This window comes from Pseudomonas sp. LBUM1668 (assembly GCF_059695715.1).
In genome coordinates this window covers 5,245,586-5,265,966 of record NZ_CP166787.1, presented here as the reverse complement: position 1 = coordinate 5,265,966, position 20,381 = coordinate 5,245,586, and the positions used below count along the sequence as shown (strand labels likewise).

Sequence of the window (20,381 nt, the reverse complement as noted above, 5' to 3'; positions counted from 1 at the left end):
TGTAGGAGCTGCCGAAGGCTGCGATCTTTTGATTTTGCTTTTAAAAAGTCTGGAGCCGCCGAAGATCAGGATCAAAAGATCGCAGCCTTCGGCAGCTCCTACAGGGGGGCGCGTTAGCGGTTCAACAGTTCCAGACGCTCGCGAATCGACGCTTCGATCCCCGCTTCATCCAGGCCACACTCGGCCAGCATCTGCACAGGCTTTGCATGTTCGACGTAAACATCGGGCAAGCCCAGATGCAGCATCGACTTGAGGATATTCTCGCGGGCGAGAAATTCGCTGACTGCACCACCGGCACCGCCCATGATCGCGTTCTCTTCGATGGTCACCAGCAACTCGTGACTGCCGGCAATCTCGCGGACCAGAGCTTCGTCCAGTGGTTTGACGAAGCGCATGTCGACCACTGTCGCATCCAGCTTCTCGGCGACTTTCAGCGCCTCGGTCAGTTGCACGCCGAACACCAGCAGGGCGACTTTGCTGCCTTGACGACGAACGATGCCTTTGCCGATCTCGATCGGTTCGAGGTCTTTCTCGATTGCCGCATTCGGGCCGTTGCCGCGCGGATAACGCACCGCCGCCGGGCCGTTGTAGAGATGACCGGTGGTGAGCATTTTGCGCAATTCGTTTTCATCGCTCGGGGTCATGATGACCATGCCCGGGATGCAACGCAGGTACGACAGGTCGAAGCTGCCAGCGTGGGTCGGGCCGTCTTCGCCAACCAGGCCGGCGCGATCGATGGCGAACAGCACGTCGAGGTTCTGCACCGCCACATCGTGAACGAGTTGGTCGTAACCGCGCTGAAGGAACGTCGAGTAGATCGCTACTACCGGTTTTGCGCCTTCGCAGGCCATGCCGGCGGCGAACGTCACCGCGTGTTGCTCGGCAATCGCCACGTCGAAATAACGCAGCGGGAAGCGCTCGCTGAACGCCACCAGATCCGAGCCTTCCTTCATCGCCGGGGTAATCCCGACCAGGCGCGGATCAACTGCGGCCATGTCGCACAGCCAATCGCCAAACACCGCCGAATACTTCGGCCCGCCGGTTTTCTTCGGCGCAGCGGCCGGTGCGTCGACAGGTTCGAGTTTGGTGATGGCGTGGTAACCGATCGGATCGACTTCTGCCGGGGCGAAGCCTTTGCCTTTCTTGGTGACGATGTGCAGGAATTGCGGGCCCTTCAGGTCACGCATGTTGCGCAGCGTGGCGATCAGGGTCGGCAGGTCGTGGCCGTCGATCGGGCCGATGTAGTTCCAGCCCAGCTCTTCGAACAGGGTGCCTGGAACCAGCATGCCTTTTGCGTATTCTTCGGTGCGACGGGCGATTTCCCAGGCGCCGGGCAGGCGCGACAGCACTTTTTTACTGCCTTCGCGCATGCTTGCGTAAGTGCGGCTGGAAAGAATCTTCGCCAGATAATTCGACAGGCCACCGACGTTGCGCGAGATCGACATGTCGTTGTCGTTGAGGATCACCAGCATGTTGGCGTTGACTTCCGGCGCATGGTTCAACGCCTCGAAGGCCATACCGGCGGTTAATGCGCCGTCGCCGATCACGGCAATCGCCTTGCGATCACTGTTCTGCAGGCGGGCGGCAATCGCCATGCCCAGCGCTGCGCTGATCGACGTGCTGGAGTGGCCGACGCCAAAGGTGTCGTACTCGCTCTCGGCGCGACGCGGGAAAGCGGCGATGCCGTCCTTCTGGCGCAGCGATTCCATGCGCTCACGGCGACCGGTGAGGATCTTGTGCGGATAAGCCTGATGACCAACGTCCCACACCAGCCGGTCATCCGGGGTGTCGAAGACGTAATGCAACGCGATGGTCAGCTCGATGACGCCCAGACCGGCACCGAAATGCCCACCGGTCTGGCCGACCGTGTAGAGCAATTCCAGGCGCAACTCATCAGCCAGGGTTTCCAGCTCGGCTTCGGCTAACCGGCGCAGGCCGTCCGGCGTATTCGCACGGTCGAGCAGGGGCGTGGTCGGGCGCTTGCGGGGAATCTCATGAAACGTCGTGGGCATCAGGCGAATCGTTATAGGTATAAAAGATGCGGCAGTTTACCTGATGCATCGCCCACTGCCCACGCGTTGATCTTTTTTGGCCGATTCGCCGTCAGCTGCGGCGCTCGACGATATACCGGGCCAGCTCGCGCAACGGCTCGGCTGCCGCGTCAAACGGTCGCAGGGCGTGCAGGGCCTGATCGCGCAGCTCCAGGGCGTAGGCCTTGGCCGCGTCCAGGCCGAGCAGCGCCGGGTAGGTCGGCTTGTCCCGCGCGATATCGGCGCCCTGGCGTTTGCCGAGGGTGGCGGTATCGCTTTCGACGTCGAGGATATCGTCCTGCACCTGGAAGGCGAGGCCGATGGCTTGTGCGTAAGTCTGCAAGGATTGCAGTTCGTCTGGCTCGGCACGGCCACTGGCCAGGGCGCCAAGTTTGACGCTGACTTCGATCAGCGCACCGGTCTTGTGCCGGTGCATCTGTTCAAGGGCTTTTTGATCGAGCTTGAGACCGACCGAGCCGAGGTCGATGGCTTGACCGCCGACCATACCGGCCGGGCCTGCGGCCAGTGCGAGGGCACTGACCATCTGCAGGCGGATGTCGGCACTGAGGTCGCTCAGGCGCGGATCGAGCAAGGCGCTGAACGCCAGACTCTGCAAGCCGTCACCGGCGAGAATCGCGCAAGCTTCATCGAATTTTTTGTGAGTGGTGGGCTGGCCGCGACGCAGGTCGTCGTCGTCCATCGCTGGCAAATCGTCGTGCACCAGCGAATAGGCGTGGATCAGCTCCACCGCGCAGGCCGCGCCGTTAGCCTGCTCAGGCTTGCCACCGAGGGCTTCGCACGCGGCGTAGGCCAACAGCGGACGCACGCGTTTGCCGCCGTTCATCACGCTGTAGCGCATGGCCTCGTAAAGGCGCGCCAGCTCCGGCAACGGGGCGTTGAACAGGCTTTCCAGTGCCGCGTTGACCCGGGCCTGGCTGGTCGCCGAATACGCTGCAATCATTCTGGCTGTTCCGCGTCGAAGGGTTCCTCGGCGAGTTCGCCATCGCGCTCCAGCAGCACTTGCACCTTCTGCTCGGCCTGAGCCAGCGCTGCCTGGCAGTCACGGGTCAGCCCGATGCCCTGCTCGAAAGCGGTCAGCGAGTCTTCCAGCGACAATTCACCGTTCTCCAGACGCTCGACCAGTGTTTGCAGGTCGGCGAGGGACTGTTCGAAATCCAGTGCAGCTTTTTTGCGGGCCATGGCGGCAGTTTCCGGTTGACGTTAAACCGGCGCGACACTAGCAGATAGGGGGGGTATGGGCAAATGAGCGGGGTGTATCAGTCAGTGGGTTTTCCTGGGTAATTGATCTGGTAACGCGTACTTCGCCCACCGCCAGGGAGCCTTTGCAGACAGCCCTTTTCCAGTAATTCTGCCAAATGCCGGGTCGCCGTGGCCTTCGATACCTTCGCCACAGCCTGATACTGCGCCGCGCTGATGCCGTGCCCGAAACCGCGCTCACCGCCGTCGAGCAAACGATTGAGCACTTTGGTTTGCTCAACGGAAAGCTCGGATTCGCGGTGCGCTTGCCAGAATCGCGTCTTGCCCAGCACGCTTTCTATTCGCTCGATGGCTTGTTGCAGGCTGCGCAACAGGGTTTGCAGGAACCACGTCAGCCAGTCGGTGATGTCCGGCGTGGCTTTCTGGCTGGATTCGAGTATTCGGTAATAACCGGCGCGGTCGTCGAGAATGCTGGCCGACATGGCGTAAAAGCGAATCGCCAGCGCTTCGCCCTGAGCCAGTGCCAGATCGGTGATGGTGCGAGTCAGGCGCCCGTTGCCGTCGTCGAACGGGTGGAGAGTGACAAACCAGAAATGCGCGATGCCGGCACGTAATAACGGATCGAGGCCCGCTTGCCGCTGACTGGCGTCGAACCACTTGAGAAACGCGTCGAGTTGGCGTTCAAGGCCTTGGCGGGGCGGGGCCTCAAAATGAACGATCGGACGGTCGATCCGCCCGGAAACCACCTGCATCGGCTCATCGCCGCGTAATGCGCCGACATTTATTGCGCGCGAAGAAAAGCCGGTTTCCGGATCCGGAAATAGCCATTCATGCCATTCCAGCAAGCGCTCCAGCGTCAAGGGTTGCGCGGCGCGTCGAGTGGCATCGAGCATCAGTCTGGCCAGACCTTCACTGCGTTGGCTGACGTGATCGCCATCGAACACTTCCAGGCCCAGGCGCCGCGCCAATGACGATCGAACCGAGCCGATATTTAACTGCTCACCCTCGATAGCCGACGAGGTCACGATGTTTTGCAGCAGCGCATCAAGTTCGGTCTGAGCGCTCAAAGAGTCGCCCACCGATCCGGCCATGCCCATCAATTGACCCTGCGCCTGTACGCACTCACGCAGCAGTGGCGTCAGGCGTTCTGTCTGCCAGTTAAAGTCTGGCCAATCGGGCTGCTGCCAGATCCAGTGAGTTGCCATGGGGTACTGATCCTGAGTGCGTGAGCCGAATAGAAAAGCTATTCGGCTCATTTAGTGAGCCGAATATGACGGCTATTCGGCTCACGCACAATAAATACGCGTAATTCCTACAGCGATAGCACCTGTATCCGATTGTTAAAAAACTGCCGAATGGCTAATCTTCGCGCCTTCTACGACCCGGCAGCCACGGGTCTTTCAGACGAAACGCAGTTTTAGAGGCTGTGAAGTACCGAGGATCGGGTGCAAGGTTTCGTTCAGGCATGGCAGGAGGCATTACATGCGTTCATTCATTTTGCTGGTGATCGGGATGGCCTGCGCATCCGCGCTGCTGGCCGCACCGAGTGCCGAGCTGTCGGAACCGGTGGGTGGCTGGCGTTATCACGGCTTTCTCGATCGCACGGAAAACCCGCAAGTCGCCTATCCGACGCCGCCGATCGACCGCGGCATCCAGCGCAATCGCACGATGATCCAGGGCCAGCTCAAGGCCATCGGCCATATGCGCCCGCCGCACAGCCTCGCCGTCAATGGCAATCCGCTGAATCTGTACACCGACGATCAGGGCCGTTTCGCCCGGCCATATGCCTTTGGCGCCGGTTCCAACAGCGTCGAGGTGATCAGCGCCGAGGGCCAGTCGCTCAAGCGCGTGCAATTTTATGAAGCAAATAATTTGCGCACGCCGGCGCGAATTCGTCTTGTCTTGGGATGGGACGATCCAAAGGCTGGGCTGGATCTGCACATTGTCACGCCCGATGGCCAGCATGCCTTTTGGGCGCGGCCGGCGCTGAGCAATGGCGGCGGCCTCGACCCCGATGGCGTCGATGGCCCCGGCCCTGAGATGTTCACCATGACCGCGCCGCTGCACGGCACCTATCTGGTTTACGTCAACTATTGGGGCAACTTCGGCAATGGCGGCTATAACTTCGAGGAGACCAGCAACCAGAACGAGGTGATTACTTCGCAAATCACGCTGGTGCTCAACGAAAACACCGTCGACGAAAAACGCGAGACGTTCATCGTGCCCCTGCGGGCGATTGGTGATCTGCTGCTGGTCAAGACTTTCAACTATTAAGTATCCCGCCATGGATGAAATCGTGAGCTTTGGGAATGAGCGTGAAGATGAGCGATAACACTGTTACCCCGGCTGCCGAAACACCTGCTGGCAAACCTTCCCGGCGCTGGCCGTTGCTGTTGGCCGGGCTGTGCCTGGTGGCTGGCGTAGCAGGCGGTTTTGGCTGGCTGCTGCTCAAACCCAAGGCGCCGCCGGTGGAGCTTGCCGGTGACAAACTTGGCCTGAGCCGCCCGGATGCATTGCTGGAAACCCGCTCGCTGAGCCAGTTGCCCAAAGACCTGCTGACGGTGCCGTTCCTCAAGGCCACGCTCACCGAAGATTTCGTCTTCTATTACGAAACCCACGCCGATCGCCTCGGCTTGATCGGCAGTCTGCGCCGAATCATTTACGAGCATGACCTGAAGTTGCAGGACAGCTTGATCGAACAACTTTTCGATCAGCCAGCCGATGTCGCGCTGTGGCGCGGTGCCGATGGTCGCTTGAAGGACTTTCTGCTGGTAATGGATCGCGGTGGTTTGGCCAAGCTGCTGGAGCCGCTGGCGAAAGTGGCGCTGGATGACACGCAACTCAGCGTTTTCGGCAACCTCAAGGTTGGCAGTGACGAGGTGCCGCTGTACCAATTGAGCTACAACGCCAGCAAATCGCTGCTGTTCGCTTCGCGCGGCGACAAACTGGTGGTGCTGTCCAATCCGGCCAAGTACTACGACCCTGAAAGCGGCGTGTCCGAAGAGTCCGGCCACGTTTCACCGCAAGCACTGGCGGCATTGCTCAGCGGCGAAAAGCTGTTCCCCGAAGCCTTCGGCCTGCCTGCTAAAACCCCGGAAACCAAACAGCGACTCTCGGTGAATTCTAGCGTCCTCGCCATGGGCTACCAGCGCTTCATTCCGAACTTCGCCGGCCTGCGTTTCGACATGGACGACAAGGGCTGGCACAGCTATCTCGCAATGGATGAGCTGGAAAACCAGCCGGAATTCGATTTCAAACCGGTCTGGCAAGCCATGCCGCTGGGCGCCAGTGCCTGCGTAACGTTGCCGGTAGCTGCCGAACCGCAAAAGCCGTTGCTGGTAAAACTCGGCGCCGAAGACGCCGTGGCGCAGACGCTCACCGAACATGTGGCTGGCGCCGCGGGCCTGTGCTGGTACGCCGATTCGCGTTTGTACACGCCATTGCTGGTCGCCAGTCTTAAAGACGAGGACAGCAGCAAGCTCGACGGTGATCTCGGCAAGCTGTTCGGTTCGATGGTCGGAGCCTTCGAGTCCAACGTCGAAGAAAAAGTATTCCCGGTGGTGGAGAAACAGGAAAGCCAGAGCCACGTCTGGCAGCGTCAGGTCAGCTCCAACTTCGGTCCATACGCGGCCAAGGACGCAGAGAATCCGGATGCAGTCAGCGGCAAGGCGTTCATGAAGGTCAGCCTCGCCCGTCACGGCTCGACGCTGCTGTTTTCCCTCGACGACAAACTCGTCGACAAGGCCCTCGGCACCCTCGACAAACGCTTCCCGCCGATGGCCGATGTGCTGCCCAAAGATGTGCTGATGCCGATCTATTTCGGCCCGGATTCGATGGCGCAACTGATGCAGCAGGAAACCCTCGACAGCCTGCCGCAAGACATGGAACCGGTGTTCTACAACGCCGCGCAAACCTATCTGATCCCGAAACTTCGCACTCTCGGCGGCTACGGCAAATATGCCCTGACCTTGCCAGAAGGCAGCGAGCCGGATGGTCACTGGCAGTGGCTGCCGCTGGAGTGGAAAGCGCTGTGACGGCACTGATCCGCAGCCTCGGCTTACTCGCGCTGTTACTCAGCGCCGGCGCCCGAGCCGTCGAAACGCCTGCGCTCGATCCTGCACAATCCCAGGTGTTTCGCGCCTGGTTCGTGCGCATCGCCCAGGAGCAACTGAGCCAGGGCCCGAGCCCGCGCTGGTATCAACAGGATTGCGCCGGGCTGGTGCGCTTCGCTGCCAACGAAGCGCTGAAAGTCCACGACGACAAATGGCTGCGCAGCAATGGCCTGTCCAATCGTTACCTGCCGCCGGAACTGTCGCTGAGCGAAGATCAGCGCAAGCTCGCCCAGCAATGGCAGCAGGGCGGCGGCAAGATCGGGCCGTACGTCAACGCAATCAAACTGATTCAGTTCAACAGTCATCTGGTCAGCCGCGACGTGTCGCAGGCGCGGCCAGGTGACCTGATGTTTTTCGATCAGGGCGACGACCAGCACCTGATGATCTGGATGGGCCGCTACATCGCCTATCACACCGGCACCACCACCCCGACTGACAACGGCATGCGTTCGGCAAGCCTGCAGCAACTCATGACATGGAAGGACACCCGATGGATACCCGACGCAGCCAACCCCAACTTCATCGGCGTCTATCGACTGAACTTTCTCTCCCAATGACCGGTGCCCGCATGCTGCGTTTACTGCCTCTGCTGTTGCTATTAGCCCTGCCATTTTCGGTAGTGAACGCCGAAGACACTGTTGCACCGAGCGGCTATACGCCGGTGTCCGGCGAAAGTTTTTTCCTGCTGGCTGACAGCAGTTTCGCTGCCGACGAGCAGGCCATGGTTCGCCTCGAAGCGCCGGGTCGCGATTATCGGCGTTTCCGCATGGAGCCTTACGGCGGCGCCGACATTCGCGTGTACCGCATCGACAAGCCGCTGGACTTCCTCAAACGCCAGAAGAACCTGCACCGGGTGGTCAGCGACGGTCAGTTCAAGGGCGAAGGCTTGTCCAACACCCTCGCGTATCTGTGGGACAACTGGTACCGAAAATCCCGTCGGGTGATGCAGCGAGCGTTCTCCTATGAGTCGCGCAAACAGGTCACCGAGGAAGTGCCGGAACTGAAGATGGGCAACGCCATCGCGGCGCCGACACCGTATGACGCGCAGCCGCAATTCGCGCTGATTCCGGGCTTGCCGGTGGTCAGCCAGTTCCGTTATCCGCTGTGGCAGGCCAAGCCGATTCAGCCGCCGGCCGGGGTCAACCTGGCCGGGTCTTCCAGCGACTTTGTCAGCGTCGCACCGGGCAACGTTTACATTCCGCTGGGTCAGTTGAAACCGGGCCTTTATCTGGTCGAAGCGCTGATCGGTAAATATCGCGCGACCACCATGGTCTTCGTCTCCAACACCGTTGCGGTGAGCAAGATTGCCGGTGACGAGTTGCTGGTCTGGGCCGCGCGCAAGCACGAAGGCAGTTCGGTGCCGAAGGTCAATGTGCTGTGGACCGACGGCCTCGGCGTGATGAGCAGTGGCGCCACCGATGCCGATGGTTTGCTGCGCCTGAAACACGTCAGCCCCGAGCGTTCTTTCGTCATCGGCGAGGACGAGGAGGGCGGTGTATTCGTCTCGGAAAACTTCTATTACGACAGCGAAATTTACGACACCAAGCTCTATGCCTTCACCGACCGACCGCTGTATCGACCGGGGGATTGGGTCTCGCTGAAAATCGTCGGTCGCGAGTTCAAGAATGCGCGGGACTCGGTGCTGCCGGGCGCCGCAGACGTCAATGTCAGCGTGCTCGACGCCACTGGCACCGAGCTGCAACGCCTTGATCTGAAACTTGATTCGAAGGCCGGCACTCAGGGCCGCTTCCAACTGCCGGATAACGCGGTGGCGGGCGGTTATGAAATTCGCTTCAACTACAAGGATCAGGCCTACAGCAGCGCCTTCCGCGTGGCTGAGTACATCAAGCCACACTTCGAGATTTCGCTGAATCTGGCCAAGCAGGATTACCGCACCGGCGAGCCGGTCAGAGGCAGTCTGGTGCTGCTGTACCCGGACGGCAAACCGGTGGCCAACGCCAAACTGATCCTGAGCCTGCGCGCGCAACAACTGTCGATGGTCGACAACGAACTGCAATATCTCGGGCAATTCCCGGTGGAGCTGACCAGCACTGAACTGACCACCGACAGCAAAGGCAACGCCACCCTTGACCTGCCGGCCGCCGACAAACCGAGCCGCTACATGCTCACCGTGTTCGCCAGCGATGGCGCGGCGTATCGGGTCAAGACCACCAAGGAAATCCTTATCGACCGTGGCGCCGCGAGTTTCCGCATGAGTGCGCCGCAGCGTTTCAGTGCGGTCGGCGACAAGGTCGCGTTCAGCTACGCCAACGAGGGCGGCGCCGAGCAGAGCAAAGCGGTCACTCCGAGCACTTACGGCTGGGTACGTCTGGAAGACCAGAGCACTGGCGAAGGCAAACTTGCGGCGACTGACAAAGGTTTCAGTCTGGCCTTCGAACGTCCGGGCACTTACAACCTGACGCTTAAGGATCAACACAGTCGCGTCCTCGGCGCCGCTGGTCATTCGGTCACGGGTGAAGGCGTCAAAGCGGTGCCAGGCACGGTGGAAATCGTCCTCGACAAACCTGAGTACAAGGCCGGCGACGAAGCGCTGGCACTGATCACTTTTCCTGAGCCGGTCAATGATGCACTGCTGTCGCTGGAGCGTGACAAGGTCGAAGCCACCGCGCTGCTGGCCAAGGGTGGCGACTGGTTGAAACTGGAAAAACTCAGCGACACCCAATACCGCGCACGCATCCCGGTGAAGGACAATTTCGCGCCTAACCTGACTTTCTCGGTGCTGTACACCAAGGGCGGTCAGTACAGCTTCCAGAATGCCGGGATCAAAGTGATCGCGCCGCAAATCGACGTGGCGATCAGCACCGACAAACAGGTGTATCTGCCGGGTGACACGGTGACCGTCGACCTGACTACGCAGTTCGCCGGCAAAGCAATTCCGGCGCATCTGACGGTGAGTGTTGTCGACGAAATGGTTTACGCGTTGCAGCCGGAAGTCGCGCCGACCATCGACCAGTTCTTCTACCATCCACGGCGCAACAACGTGCGCACCAGCGCCAGCCTGTCGTTCATCAGTTACGACGTGGCGCTGCCGGGCAGCCCGGGCGCACCGGGCAAAGCCAACCGCAGTGAACGCGGGGTAAAAGTGCTGGAGCGGCCGCGTCGTGAAGACGTCGACACCGCCGCATGGCAACCGGAATTGCTCACCGGTGCCGACGGCAAGACCCGCTTCACCTTCAAGATGCCCGACTCGCTGACCCGCTGGCGCATCACCGCGCGCGCGATTGCCGATGACGGTCAGGTCGGCCAGAAGAAGCAGTTTGTCCGCTCGGAAAAACCGCTGTACCTGAAGTGGAGCGGGCCGAGCAAATTCCGTAGGGGCGATCAGCCGCAACTCGGTATTTTCGCGTTCAGCCAAGCCGAGAAACCGGTCAAGGCTGAGCTGGTCACCCACTACGCCGGCACCGAACAACGCCTGCCGGTAACCCTGAACAACGGCATCAACTACCTGCCGCTGCCGGCGTTCGCACTGGCTTCCGGCGAGTGGACGGCGGAGTTGGTGCAAGACGGCAAAATCGCTGATTCCCTGGCCGTACGCCTGAGCGCGACCGGTGATGGCTGGCAAGTGACGCAAATACAAAGCCTCGATGTGGCCAGCGGCGACACAGCGCTCAGCTTGCCTGCGGATGCGACCGACATTCGTCTGCGTCTGGATGACAGTCCGCAAGCGTTGTTCCGCTCGGCGCTCGATGATCTGCTCAGCTATCCGTACGGCGGCGTCGAGCAGACCGCCAGTCGCTTGTTGCCGCTGAGCATCGCTTATCCGTCGCTGGCATCGAGCCCGCAGATCCGCGATCGCCTGCGCCTGATCATGCAGAACAGCCGTCTGCGTCTGGTGCAAATGGCCGGGCCGTCGGCGAGCTTCACCTGGTGGGGCTACGACGGTGAGCCCGATGCTTTCCTCACCGCGTACGCCTACTTCGCCGACTGGAACGCCAGCCAGGTACTGGATCTGACGCTGCCGCCGGAGCATTGGCAGCGGGTGTTGGAGGTGTACGCCAAACAGGCGCCGAACACGCCGTTGCTGCAACGGGCGCTGATTCTGTCGTTCGCCAAGCAGATGCAGTTGCCGGTGAACACGCTGCTGACGGGGTTGATGGAAGATCTGGCGAAGGCCGGTGAAGGCAATGCCGAAACCCTGATGGACGATGGCTTAGACAGCCTGGTGATGAGCGATCCGGATTCGGCGCTCGGTCTGGCGGCGGCGCGAGTGTTGACCGCATCGCTGGCCACGCAGTCGAAAGTCGCGTTGCCTGATGCTTTCAATCGTCAGGTAGGCGCTGCGCAACAGCGTCTGTCGGTCAGTTCGCAGCCGTTTGTCGAAGCGCTGAATCTGTCGCTGCAACCATTTGATCAGGCTCGCGCCCTGGCCTTGCTGCAACGCCTGTTGCCGCAGCAATCGACGCTCGAACGCGCACTGGCGTTGACCTGGCTGCAACGCAGCATCGCCCAGGCTTCGCCGACCATTGCGCTGACGCCGGGTGAAGGCTGGAAGAAAAGCTACGGTGCCAGTGGCGAGATGTTCTGGACGTGGCAGGGGGCGACGCCAGTGCCGAGCGTGTTGACGGTTTCTGGCACTCAGGAGCGTCCGCTGCGTGCGGCCCTGAGTTTCCAGACTCAACAGCCAGTCGTCGATCCAATGGCCGTGACCATCACCCGTCGCCTGTCGCGACTGGTGCCGGGCGACGAAGCGTTCACCTTCAAACTGGAACCGGTCGGCACTAAGCCGCTGTCCAGCGACAGCCTGTATCTGGACGAAGTGATCCTCACCAGCAAGGCACCGAAACCGCTGCGCTACGGCATGCTGGAAGTGCCGCTGCCGCCGGGCGCCGATGTCGAGCGCACGACTTGGGGCATCAAGTTGCAGGGCAAGGACGGCACCGAACCGACCGCGCTGGAGAAAGCGCGTTTCGAGCCGGGGCAGTTGGCTTATGCCGTGCCGGTGGATGCGCTGAGCGGCGAATTGCGTCTGCGCCATCTCGTGCGTTTCTCGCAGAAGGGCCAGTTCAATTTGCCGCCAGTGCGCTTCACTCAGGTCTACGCGCCGCAGCATCAAGCTCAGGAAGCGAAAGCCGCCCTCGGTCAGGTCACGGTCAACTGACATGAAGCGGCCGCTGCTGTGGCTGATGTTGTGTGTGATTCCCGCGCTGGCGACAGCGCAGGATGAGCCTTTGCGCGTGGCCTACAAGGGCGAATTGTTGTCGTTGAGTCAGACGCAACTGATCGCTCGCGAGCCGTTGCCACCTTCGCTGGATGCGCCGCTGGGCAGTCTGTGGAAGCTGTTTGTTTATGCGTGGCTGGTGGATACCGGCGCTCGCGAGCCCGCTTATGAATGCCGCGGGCAGTCGAAAGAAGAAGTTTATTGCTGCAGCGCCGGCGGCAAGATCGAACGTGATCAGGCGTTGGTGAAGTCGTGTGGGTTGTATTTTGAGCCTGCGCGGTTGGGGATTTCTTCTGCTGATTGGCGGGCGTATTGGCAGACGCGGCAGGCACCGTCGTGGTTGCTGGATCTGCCAATGGTGCAACCGGCCACGCGAGTTTCTGTGGCTGACTTGTTAATGGTTTTATCTTCGCTGCCAGCTCAAGACCAGATGCGCCGCGTGTTGCTTGATGTCGTTCTGAATGTGGCGGATGGCAACGTCGTGGGTGAATTGGGCGGGCGCTTGCGGGTGAAAACCTGGAGCTGGCTCGGCGATCAGGACCCGCAATCGAGGCAGGGCGGATTTGCCGGTTGGACGGTGGACGGTTCGCCTGTGTGGGCGGGTGGGCGTGGCACCAGTCAGATGGTTCTACGAAATTACGGTCAGGCACTGGCGACGGTGTTGCCTACTGCTTGGCCAGCAGAGACGGGCCGTTGCGTTGAGGTCGGGCTGTTCTCGCGCTATCCGGTTGTACGTGTTTTGACTGGCGAGCGGGTGATAACTTCCGGCCCGTTGCAGGGCGATTACCGCGTCGAATTCGTTAACGGCAACGCGCTGGATATCCACAGCGACGGCGAACTGTTTCTGCTCAACAACAAACTCGTCGCCAGGCTTGATCGCGAAGAATACGTCGCCCGCGTGCTGGATCGCGAAGCCAAACCCGAACCCGCCGAAGCCGCCAAAGCGCTGGCCGTGGCAATCCGCACCTACCTGCTGCAAAACGCTGCGCGTAACGGCGATTGCCTGAGTATCGATGACAGCAGCACCCGCCAACGCGTCGCCCCGCGTCCGGCCTCGGCGGAGTCTCGCAGTATCGCCGCATGGACCGCGGATCTGGTGTTGGCCGGCAGTATCGTCACCTATCACTCAGACCAACCCGGCCCGGACAAACTCGCTTGGCAACAAGCCGTCGAGCAGGCCAATGCTGGCCAGCGCTACGACGCGATTCTGCTCCACGCCTATCCGCGCGCGAGCCTTAGCCGTTGGGACAATCCAGTGGCCTCCTGCGAAGCACTGCCCGCCGGCCAAGACTGGCTGCACAAGCAACGACGCGGCTGGCGCCCGAAGCTTGAAAGCGAAACCGGCTACAACGAAGTCAGCACGTTCGCGGTGTGCAAACTGGCTTTTGGCAGACCCTTCGTCGACCGCGAGCGCCAACGAATCTATGTGCGCGGCGTGCTGACCCTGCAGGATCGCCTCGACCTCACCCACGAATATCTGCACCTGGCTTTCGAAGCACATCCCAACGGCCAGGATGAAACCTACATCGAAGGGCTCGCCCGTCACCTCTTGCTGGAATAGACCATGACACTCCGTTATCCACAGGTCTTGCTGCTGCTCTGCACGCTAACCGCGCTATCGCCGGCCATCGCCGCCGACAGCGTCAAACTCGACACCCCGGTCGGCGGCTGGCGCAGCGGCGCGCCGCAAGGCGAGGGCGAAAGCTTCCGCCAGACCGTCAACTACCCAGCCTCCTCGGTGAACACCCCGATCGGCCAAGCCAACACCGCACGCATCAGCGGCGAAATCAAAACCACACCGAAGAGCACAGAGCCCGGCCGCCTCATCGTCAACGGCGTCAGCATGCCGCTGAAAATCGACGACGCCGGCCGCTTCGACCGCCCATTCTCCTTCCCCAACGGCAGCAACAGCGTCGAAGTCCGCAGCCCCGACGGCAAACAACGCCACCGCACCCAATTCCTCAACACCAGCGGCGGCGCCACCCCGGCCAAACTGCGCGTCCTGCTCGCGTGGGACAGCGACGGCACCGACCTCGACCTGCACCTCGTCACCCCCGACGGCAGCCACATCTGGTACGGCAACCGCACCGCCGCCAACGGCGGCGCCCTCGACGTCGACGTCACCACCGGCTACGGCCCGGAAATCTTCGCCATGCCGGCGCCGATCAAGGGCCAGTATCTGGTGTATGTGAATTACTACGGCGGTGGCTATCGCGGGGATGACGAAGGTGGGGATGAAGCAGTGCAGGCGCTGACGACGGCGCAGGTGACGGTGATTACTGAAGAAGGTACGCCGAGCGAGAAGATGGAGACGTTTTTGATCCCGATGCGGACGGCGGGGGAGTTGACGTTGGTTAAGGCGTTTAGTTATCCGTGAGGGGGAATGGGCAGCAGGTTGCTGCCCAATTCCTTTCAATCACTCAGGCCGCCAATTCAGGCCGAAAACTGCTGGAGGTCAGACGCTTGAGCGCAATATCAAGAGCCTGATCATCGAACAGTTTGCTCTTGCGAGCAGCAGCGCCAGCGCCACCGTCCCACTGCTTTAATGCTTCGCGCACGGCAGGTACAGTCGCAGATACCCCTTCCTGGCTCAACAGCCAATCAACCGTGGCCAATAGCTCCATACCGAATGGCGATTCAAAACCGTCAATCAATTGTGCCGTGCTCTCCAAGGCTTGCGAGTATTCCTTGGCCTCGGTCTTGAGATACGTCTGCAAAAACGCTTTGCGCTCTTGATCAAACCAGATCACGTCACTAATGCCAGCGTCGCTGATGCGCTTGTCACAATGCAGATAGCTGCCATCGAGGTTATCGAGCAGATGTTCCAGCCGGTTGGCGTACGGCCCATATTTGTGCGCGACAAACTTCAGATTCAGAGGATTCTCGGTATCCGGCAACTGCTCGATAGCACGCTCAAGAAACCAAGCCAACTTCTGTATCTCCAGCAGACTGCACTCCATACCTAAAACCCAATAGCGACGAACCAGTTCGGCGATAAGCGCGCGAGCTGGCGTGAGTTTTTCTACGCCCGAACGTTTGGCGACGTTCAGATACTGGTTCGAGGGCTCGAATACCAACACATCGGCGTCCAGGTCCCCCAACACTTCGACAATCTGCTCACGGACTTCAGGCCACTTCAAACCGCCGTTACCAGCACCCAGAGGCGGGACGGCGACAGATTTCACTTCGTTCTCTAGCAGAAACCGACGTAGATCATGCAAGCCTTCAGTTATCCACGCCATTTGCGACGGAGAACGCCAATGGCGTTTGGTTGGGAAGTTCACGATCCAGCGAGGGCCATCGAGTTCATTGGTGGCCGTCACGTGCATCTTGCCGGTTTCTACTTCCTTCGCTTTACACGCTGCTGCATAGAGACGGTAATTTTGCGCAAAGCGTTCTTTGAACATCAATGCGATGCCCTTGCCCATCACGCCCACGGTATTCACCGTGTTGACGAGGGCTTCTGTTTTGGCTTCCAGCAGGTTGCCTTGAGTAAATCTGATCATTGGAAATACCATTTGGGGCGCGCATGGACAGGCAACGTCAGGCCTCTAGCGGCGACGTCTGCTTCTATGCGTACTTTCATTGCATCGGTGTGGCACATGATGCCCAGTAGTCCCGTAATCGGTAAGTGATGGTGGATCAGCGCCTCAGCCTGATAACGCTCCATTTTGCGAGGATCATCAGGATCGCGCTTGAAGTCGCGCCGTTGAAGGATAGACCAATCGATCTGGTCGAGATTCGCCAGATCGCTGTAATAGTTTGTCCAACTCGGATAGGCGTGCGCGTTTGTGAAGACAAACGGTAGGCCGAGCTCTTCAACGCGATACAGGCTTGAGACCAGAATCACGATCTCGTCATTGCTGCGTTGCTGAACACTCCACCCAGAGTGAATGTTCTGCATCATCACCGAGAAGGGCGTGAAATAGAAGGGCACGTAGTCGGCCAGAACGCCATCGGGTGCGATAGGCACCTGACGGGAACGGCGTTTGTCGATCAAGTCGACGTTACCGATATTCACGTACTGAGGTGCCTGTGCTTCCGAGTTAGCGCAATGCAGACCGTTGTCCAGAATCCAGGGCAGGTTATCGCGATGGACGATACGCCAAATCAGAGCTTTCTCTGGATTCAGGCTGGTGTAGTTCATTTATAAGAACATTCCGGGATTCACGCTGATGGGAGTCGCAAGCTTTGTCACGCGCATTTTAGCCTCACAAAGCGAGCTGACTTCATCGTTGGGTGCATAAAACCTGGAAAAGTTTTTGGGGTTTACCACTTTCGGAGATAGGCATTCGGCCATGCAAACGCTTTTGCATTCTGGGTTCTGATAGTCCCGAGTACTCATCAGCTCCCAATTAATTGCTTCAAAACCTGCGTTGTAATCGAGCAGTTGGATCGCATCATCAGCGAGTGGGTGACGGGGAATAATTTTCCAGTCGTTTTGTTTGGCAAATGATCGAAAGACGGAGATGAGGACGAACTTCTCTTTGGGCCGGCTGAGCTGTACACGTCCATCAAAAGGATTCGCAGCAAACCAGTGGAACGGAACATAGCGATCGAGATTTAGCGCTTTGCGCTTCCTGAGGATTTCGCTGTCTGCGACGTCGGTGAAGTTTTCCAGACTGGCGCGAGGCTTTAGGCCTTCCTTAAAGATCCCATCCAAATTCTCAACGGAGGTGAGGTGGTAAACGAAGTATTTTTCCCTGATGTTTGCGTCCGACATAGTGGTCTCCTTGACCTGCACATCAACCTAAACTGAATTCAGTCCCGGCCTTGCCCCGCGCTGATGTAACCCTCGATCCGTGGGGGTTGGTAGAACAGTCATTGTGATTCTAGTGTGCCATCAATTTTGACCACAAGCCCAATATGGAAATTGGTTGGCAGGGTCATGCAGCAAAACTCCTGAACTCATTCCTCATCAAAATAATCGCGATCCAGCGTCGGCAACCGCAACAAACGCGATGTCACGCCCACCTCATGATCCATCATGAGATGTACCAAGCGCGTACCGTCTACCAACACAATGCCATCCACTGATTTGGCGAAATCAACGGCGTGCGCTGTGAAGCCGGACGTTGTGATGAAAACGCCGCGCTTGGCTTTTTGCCCCGCGAGCGCTCCGTAGAACGCCTGTAGTTCAGGGCGACCAACCGTGTTCTGCCAACGCTTGGCCTGAACGTAAACCTTCTCCAGCCCCAATTTATCGAGCGAGATAATGCCGTCGATGCCGGCATCACCGGAACCGCCGACACGTTGCAGATCATTGCGACTGGCGCCGTAACCCAGTCGATGAAGCACATCCAGCACAATCACTTCGAAACGGTTGGGGCTGACTTGCAGCAAGTTATCCAAAAGGTCGGCCGCCGTGGCATCGCGCAATTCTTTTAGCGCTCGCTCTAGTCGGTCGTCGGGGCTTTCGGTGGCGGAGGCCAGATCTGGCTCCACATTTGGTTGGTCATCAAGTGGCTCGGCATCAGGCGCGACTTTCAGCTTCACATTCATGTAGCCGATTGCTAAATGCTCCACATCCTTGGCCGACAGTGGAAATGCATGCTCCTTGGCGTACTGCACGCCTGCATCAGTCAACTTCCAATAACCGCGTTTGGCACTACTGGAAAGACCGGCACGCTTGAGACGATCGTGCGCCCAGCCTGATCGGTTCTTGTAAGTGGCCTGACCACTCGCGATCAGATCCTCACGCTGCGCTTCTGTTAATTGCAGCATTTTGGCTGCCGCCTCGTGGGCGTCCCGAGCAATTGCACCGTCGGGTTTTGTGGCGAGAAACCGCAGGATCGGTTCGATGAACTGATCGTAGGTTGGAACGGACATGGGCGCATCCCTGTGCTGATGGGTGTTTTTGAACTGACCGGGGGCGAGTATAAGTTAACGCTCGCTGGGGATGCCTTCGAGAGTAAGAGCTGGTGCCGTGAAAACGTAAGTCGCTGTGTCATGGCGTCCTGACAGGGCGAATAGCTGAACAGAGCAATTTCCAGCAGGCATTAAAAAGCCGGCTTGTGGCCGGCTTCTCGGGGACTGGCTTGGCCTATTTTTGGTAAGCCTTGCCAGCCTTCAAAACGTACACCCGGATCTGCGTCCGGCTGTGGGACTTGGTCAGACGTTGGTCTGCCGCGTCGGGCGTCATCTGAGCCGCGGGAGCGGGGCGATGCGCGAATGTGGGGCGCAGGATACTGAGTTTTGTCCTGGATTCCCAGTGGGAAGTGCGGGTTAGAGCGATCTCAGTGGCCAAAATCCGGGATTTGTACTGTCTATCCGGGCCTCATCGCGAGCAGGCTCACTCCTACAGGGGATTGAGCAAGCCTTCGGATTAGAGAAACGGTACCACCGGCCTTCGTTTGCTCAGCGTCGACCACCAGAACACCCAGCCCAATATATGGATCCGCTGCTCTTCGATTTGTGCGGGGCGGAAGACTTCGTCCGGGTATTCGGCGCTGTTGTGGCTGCGCAGGCGCAGGCCGTTGCCGGGCATGCGGTGCAGGTATTTGATGCGCAGCATGCCGTCGTGTTCGATGGCGTAGATTTCGCCGTCGACGACTTGGGTGAGGCTTCGGTCGATGGCGACGATGGAACCGTCATCGATGCGGTCGGCCATGCTGTTGCCGATCATGTGCGCGCAGATAGCGTCGCCTGGGCGGATTTCCAGTTGATCGAGGTGCGCGCGCAGCAGGCGGATGGACAGGTCCGGGTCCTGGATGACGTGGGTTTTTCCAGAGCCATTGGTCTGCGGTGTTTCTTTGAAGAACGCCAGGTCGATGTCATTGGGGTCGATGACGGTGTAGACGCCACGGATGGCGTGAGCGTCAAAGGTGTCGCCATTGCTCGCGGGCGGGGTCAGGCTTGGTATTTCTTTTGTGCCTTCACCGGTTTTCAGCCATTCGCTGTTGACGGACAGCAGGCGTGAGACTTCTTCCATGCGATACGCCGGGACGCCCCGGGTGTACCAGTTGTGGACATTTTGGGCTTCCGTGCCCCAGAACTTCGCGAAACCCGTGGTGGAGATGTTCGCTTTTTCCAGGAGTGCCTTGAATCTTGGACCGCTAGTGTTCTTTCTCATAAACACGGAGTCTACGGCCGTGCTACAGGGGTTTGAATAAACCTGACGTTCAAAAACGGGCTGAATTTTGCGACTGGATGTAAGACGTGCTTGTGGGAAATTACACAGGTTAAAACTTTTCTGTAGTCCGCAATAAACAGGCTGTTTAAGTCGAGCTGGCAGGTCGAAAAAAAACCCGGATCAACCGGGTTTTTTCAAGCGTGTCGCAAGTCGTGAAGCTTAGCCTTTGTAGGCAGCAACCGACTTGGTGATCGCTTCGCGGGCGGCGTCTGCACCGGCCCAGCCTTCGATCTTGACCCATTTGCCTTTTTCGAGATCTTTGTAGTTCGCAAAGAAGTGCTCGATCTGCTGGATCAGCAGCGGTGGCAGGTCGGTGTATTCCTTCACGTCGACGTACAGCTGGGACAGCTTGTCGTGTGGCACTGCGATAACTTTGGCATCGCCGCCGCCGTCGTCAGTCATGTTCAGGATACCGACCGGGCGAGCGCGGATTACCGAGCCTGGCGCAACCGGGTAAGGGGTTACAACCAGCACGTCGAGGGGGTCACCGTCGTCAGCCAGGGTGTTCGGGATGTAACCGTAGTTGGCCGGGTAGAACATTGGGGTGGCCATGAAACGGTCAACGAACAGGCAATCGCTGTCTTTGTCGATTTCGTATTTGATCGGCGCGTGGTTGGCCGGGATCTCGATCGCGACGTAGATGTCGTTCGGCAGGTCTTTGCCAGCCGGAATCTTGCTGTAGCTCATTGGGCGTTGCCCCCGTAGTTGAC

The 20,381-nt window shown here is 59.4% G+C and carries 16 protein-coding genes; 6 read left to right on the top strand and 10 right to left on the bottom strand.

The annotated features are described in order from the left end of the window. Nucleotides 1-113 precede the first annotated feature (113 nt). The 4 genes from dxs to ACA061_RS23665 all read right to left on the bottom strand — a co-directional run bounded on the left by dxs (nucleotide 114) and on the right by ACA061_RS23665 (nucleotide 4,453). Nucleotides 114-2,012: a 1-deoxy-D-xylulose-5-phosphate synthase gene (gene dxs, locus ACA061_RS23680; RefSeq protein WP_150602087.1), complete on the bottom strand. Its 1,899-nt coding sequence runs from the start codon at nucleotides 2,010-2,012 to the stop codon at nucleotides 114-116. Nucleotides 2,013-2,103: 91 nt separating this feature from the next. Continuing rightward, nucleotides 2,104-2,991 carry a (2E,6E)-farnesyl diphosphate synthase gene (ispA, locus tag ACA061_RS23675; RefSeq protein WP_497300139.1) on the bottom strand — a complete coding sequence of 296 codons (888 nt, stop codon included), beginning with the start codon at nucleotides 2,989-2,991 and terminating at the stop codon, nucleotides 2,104-2,106. Next, complete coding sequence (locus ACA061_RS23670; protein WP_003228627.1) at nucleotides 2,988-3,230, bottom strand: exodeoxyribonuclease VII small subunit; 243 nt, start codon at nucleotides 3,228-3,230, stop codon at nucleotides 2,988-2,990. Before ACA061_RS23670 ends, ispA begins: the two co-directional genes overlap by 4 nt. Before the next feature lie 77 nt (nucleotides 3,231-3,307). Further along, nucleotides 3,308-4,453 (bottom strand): Fic family protein, encoded by a 1,146-nt coding sequence (locus ACA061_RS23665; protein WP_497300138.1) that lies wholly within the window; start codon nucleotides 4,451-4,453, stop codon nucleotides 3,308-3,310. Nucleotides 4,454-4,730: 277 nt separating this feature from the next. Between ACA061_RS23665 and ACA061_RS23660 the strand changes: the two genes are divergently transcribed. From ACA061_RS23660 to ACA061_RS23635, 6 genes are read left to right on the top strand one after another with little or no spacing between them, the layout of a single operon-like run. Then, complete coding sequence (locus ACA061_RS23660) at nucleotides 4,731-5,522, top strand: YfaP family protein (RefSeq protein ID WP_497300137.1); 792 nt, start codon at nucleotides 4,731-4,733, stop codon at nucleotides 5,520-5,522. A gap of 47 nt (nucleotides 5,523-5,569) precedes the next feature. Next, on the top strand, nucleotides 5,570-7,282 hold the full coding sequence (locus ACA061_RS23655) for a DUF2138 domain-containing protein (RefSeq protein ID WP_497300136.1): 1,713 nt from the start codon (nucleotides 5,570-5,572) through the stop codon (nucleotides 7,280-7,282). Further along, the gene (locus tag ACA061_RS23650) at nucleotides 7,279-7,917 is read left to right on the top strand and encodes a DUF1175 domain-containing protein (protein ID WP_150617285.1); all 639 of its coding nucleotides are present in this window, start codon (nucleotides 7,279-7,281) and stop codon (nucleotides 7,915-7,917) included. Before ACA061_RS23655 ends, ACA061_RS23650 begins: the two co-directional genes overlap by 4 nt. Next, nucleotides 7,914-12,479 (top strand): alpha-2-macroglobulin family protein, encoded by a 4,566-nt coding sequence (locus ACA061_RS23645; protein ID WP_497300135.1) that lies wholly within the window; start codon nucleotides 7,914-7,916, stop codon nucleotides 12,477-12,479. Before ACA061_RS23650 ends, ACA061_RS23645 begins: the two co-directional genes overlap by 4 nt. Before the next feature lies 1 nt (nucleotide 12,480). Beyond that, nucleotides 12,481-14,100, top strand: coding sequence for a DUF2300 domain-containing protein (locus ACA061_RS23640; RefSeq protein WP_497300134.1), 1,620 nt, complete (start codon nucleotides 12,481-12,483; stop codon nucleotides 14,098-14,100). 3 nt (nucleotides 14,101-14,103) lie between these two features. After that, nucleotides 14,104-14,916, top strand: a complete 813-nt coding sequence (locus ACA061_RS23635) for a YfaP family protein (RefSeq protein WP_497300133.1) — start codon at nucleotides 14,104-14,106, stop codon at nucleotides 14,914-14,916. 43 nt (nucleotides 14,917-14,959) lie between these two features. On the opposite strand, the gene darG is transcribed toward ACA061_RS23635, so the two are convergent. From darG to ppa, 6 genes are all read right to left on the bottom strand, one after another. Then, nucleotides 14,960-16,045 (bottom strand): type II toxin-antitoxin system antitoxin DNA ADP-ribosyl glycohydrolase DarG, encoded by a 1,086-nt coding sequence (gene darG, locus ACA061_RS23630; RefSeq protein WP_497300132.1) that lies wholly within the window; start codon nucleotides 16,043-16,045, stop codon nucleotides 14,960-14,962. Then, nucleotides 16,042-16,686: a type II toxin-antitoxin system toxin DNA ADP-ribosyl transferase DarT gene (gene darT / locus ACA061_RS23625; RefSeq protein WP_497300131.1), complete on the bottom strand. Its 645-nt coding sequence runs from the start codon at nucleotides 16,684-16,686 to the stop codon at nucleotides 16,042-16,044. The genes darG and darT overlap by 4 nt, the downstream gene beginning before the upstream one ends. Next, nucleotides 16,687-17,262: a DarT ssDNA thymidine ADP-ribosyltransferase family protein gene (locus ACA061_RS23620; RefSeq protein WP_497300130.1), complete on the bottom strand. Its 576-nt coding sequence runs from the start codon at nucleotides 17,260-17,262 to the stop codon at nucleotides 16,687-16,689. It lies immediately after the preceding gene. 185 nt (nucleotides 17,263-17,447) lie between these two features. Beyond that, a complete protein-coding gene (locus ACA061_RS23615; protein ID WP_150730418.1) occupies nucleotides 17,448-18,368 on the bottom strand; it encodes a restriction endonuclease in 921 nt (306 codons plus the stop codon). Nucleotides 18,369-18,864: 496 nt separating this feature from the next. Next, nucleotides 18,865-19,611: a S24 family peptidase gene (locus tag ACA061_RS23610; RefSeq protein WP_150617290.1), complete on the bottom strand. Its 747-nt coding sequence runs from the start codon at nucleotides 19,609-19,611 to the stop codon at nucleotides 18,865-18,867. A gap of 219 nt (nucleotides 19,612-19,830) precedes the next feature. Next, nucleotides 19,831-20,358 (bottom strand): inorganic diphosphatase, encoded by a 528-nt coding sequence (gene ppa, locus ACA061_RS23605; RefSeq protein WP_003205933.1) that lies wholly within the window; start codon nucleotides 20,356-20,358, stop codon nucleotides 19,831-19,833. Nucleotides 20,359-20,381 lie beyond the last annotated feature (23 nt).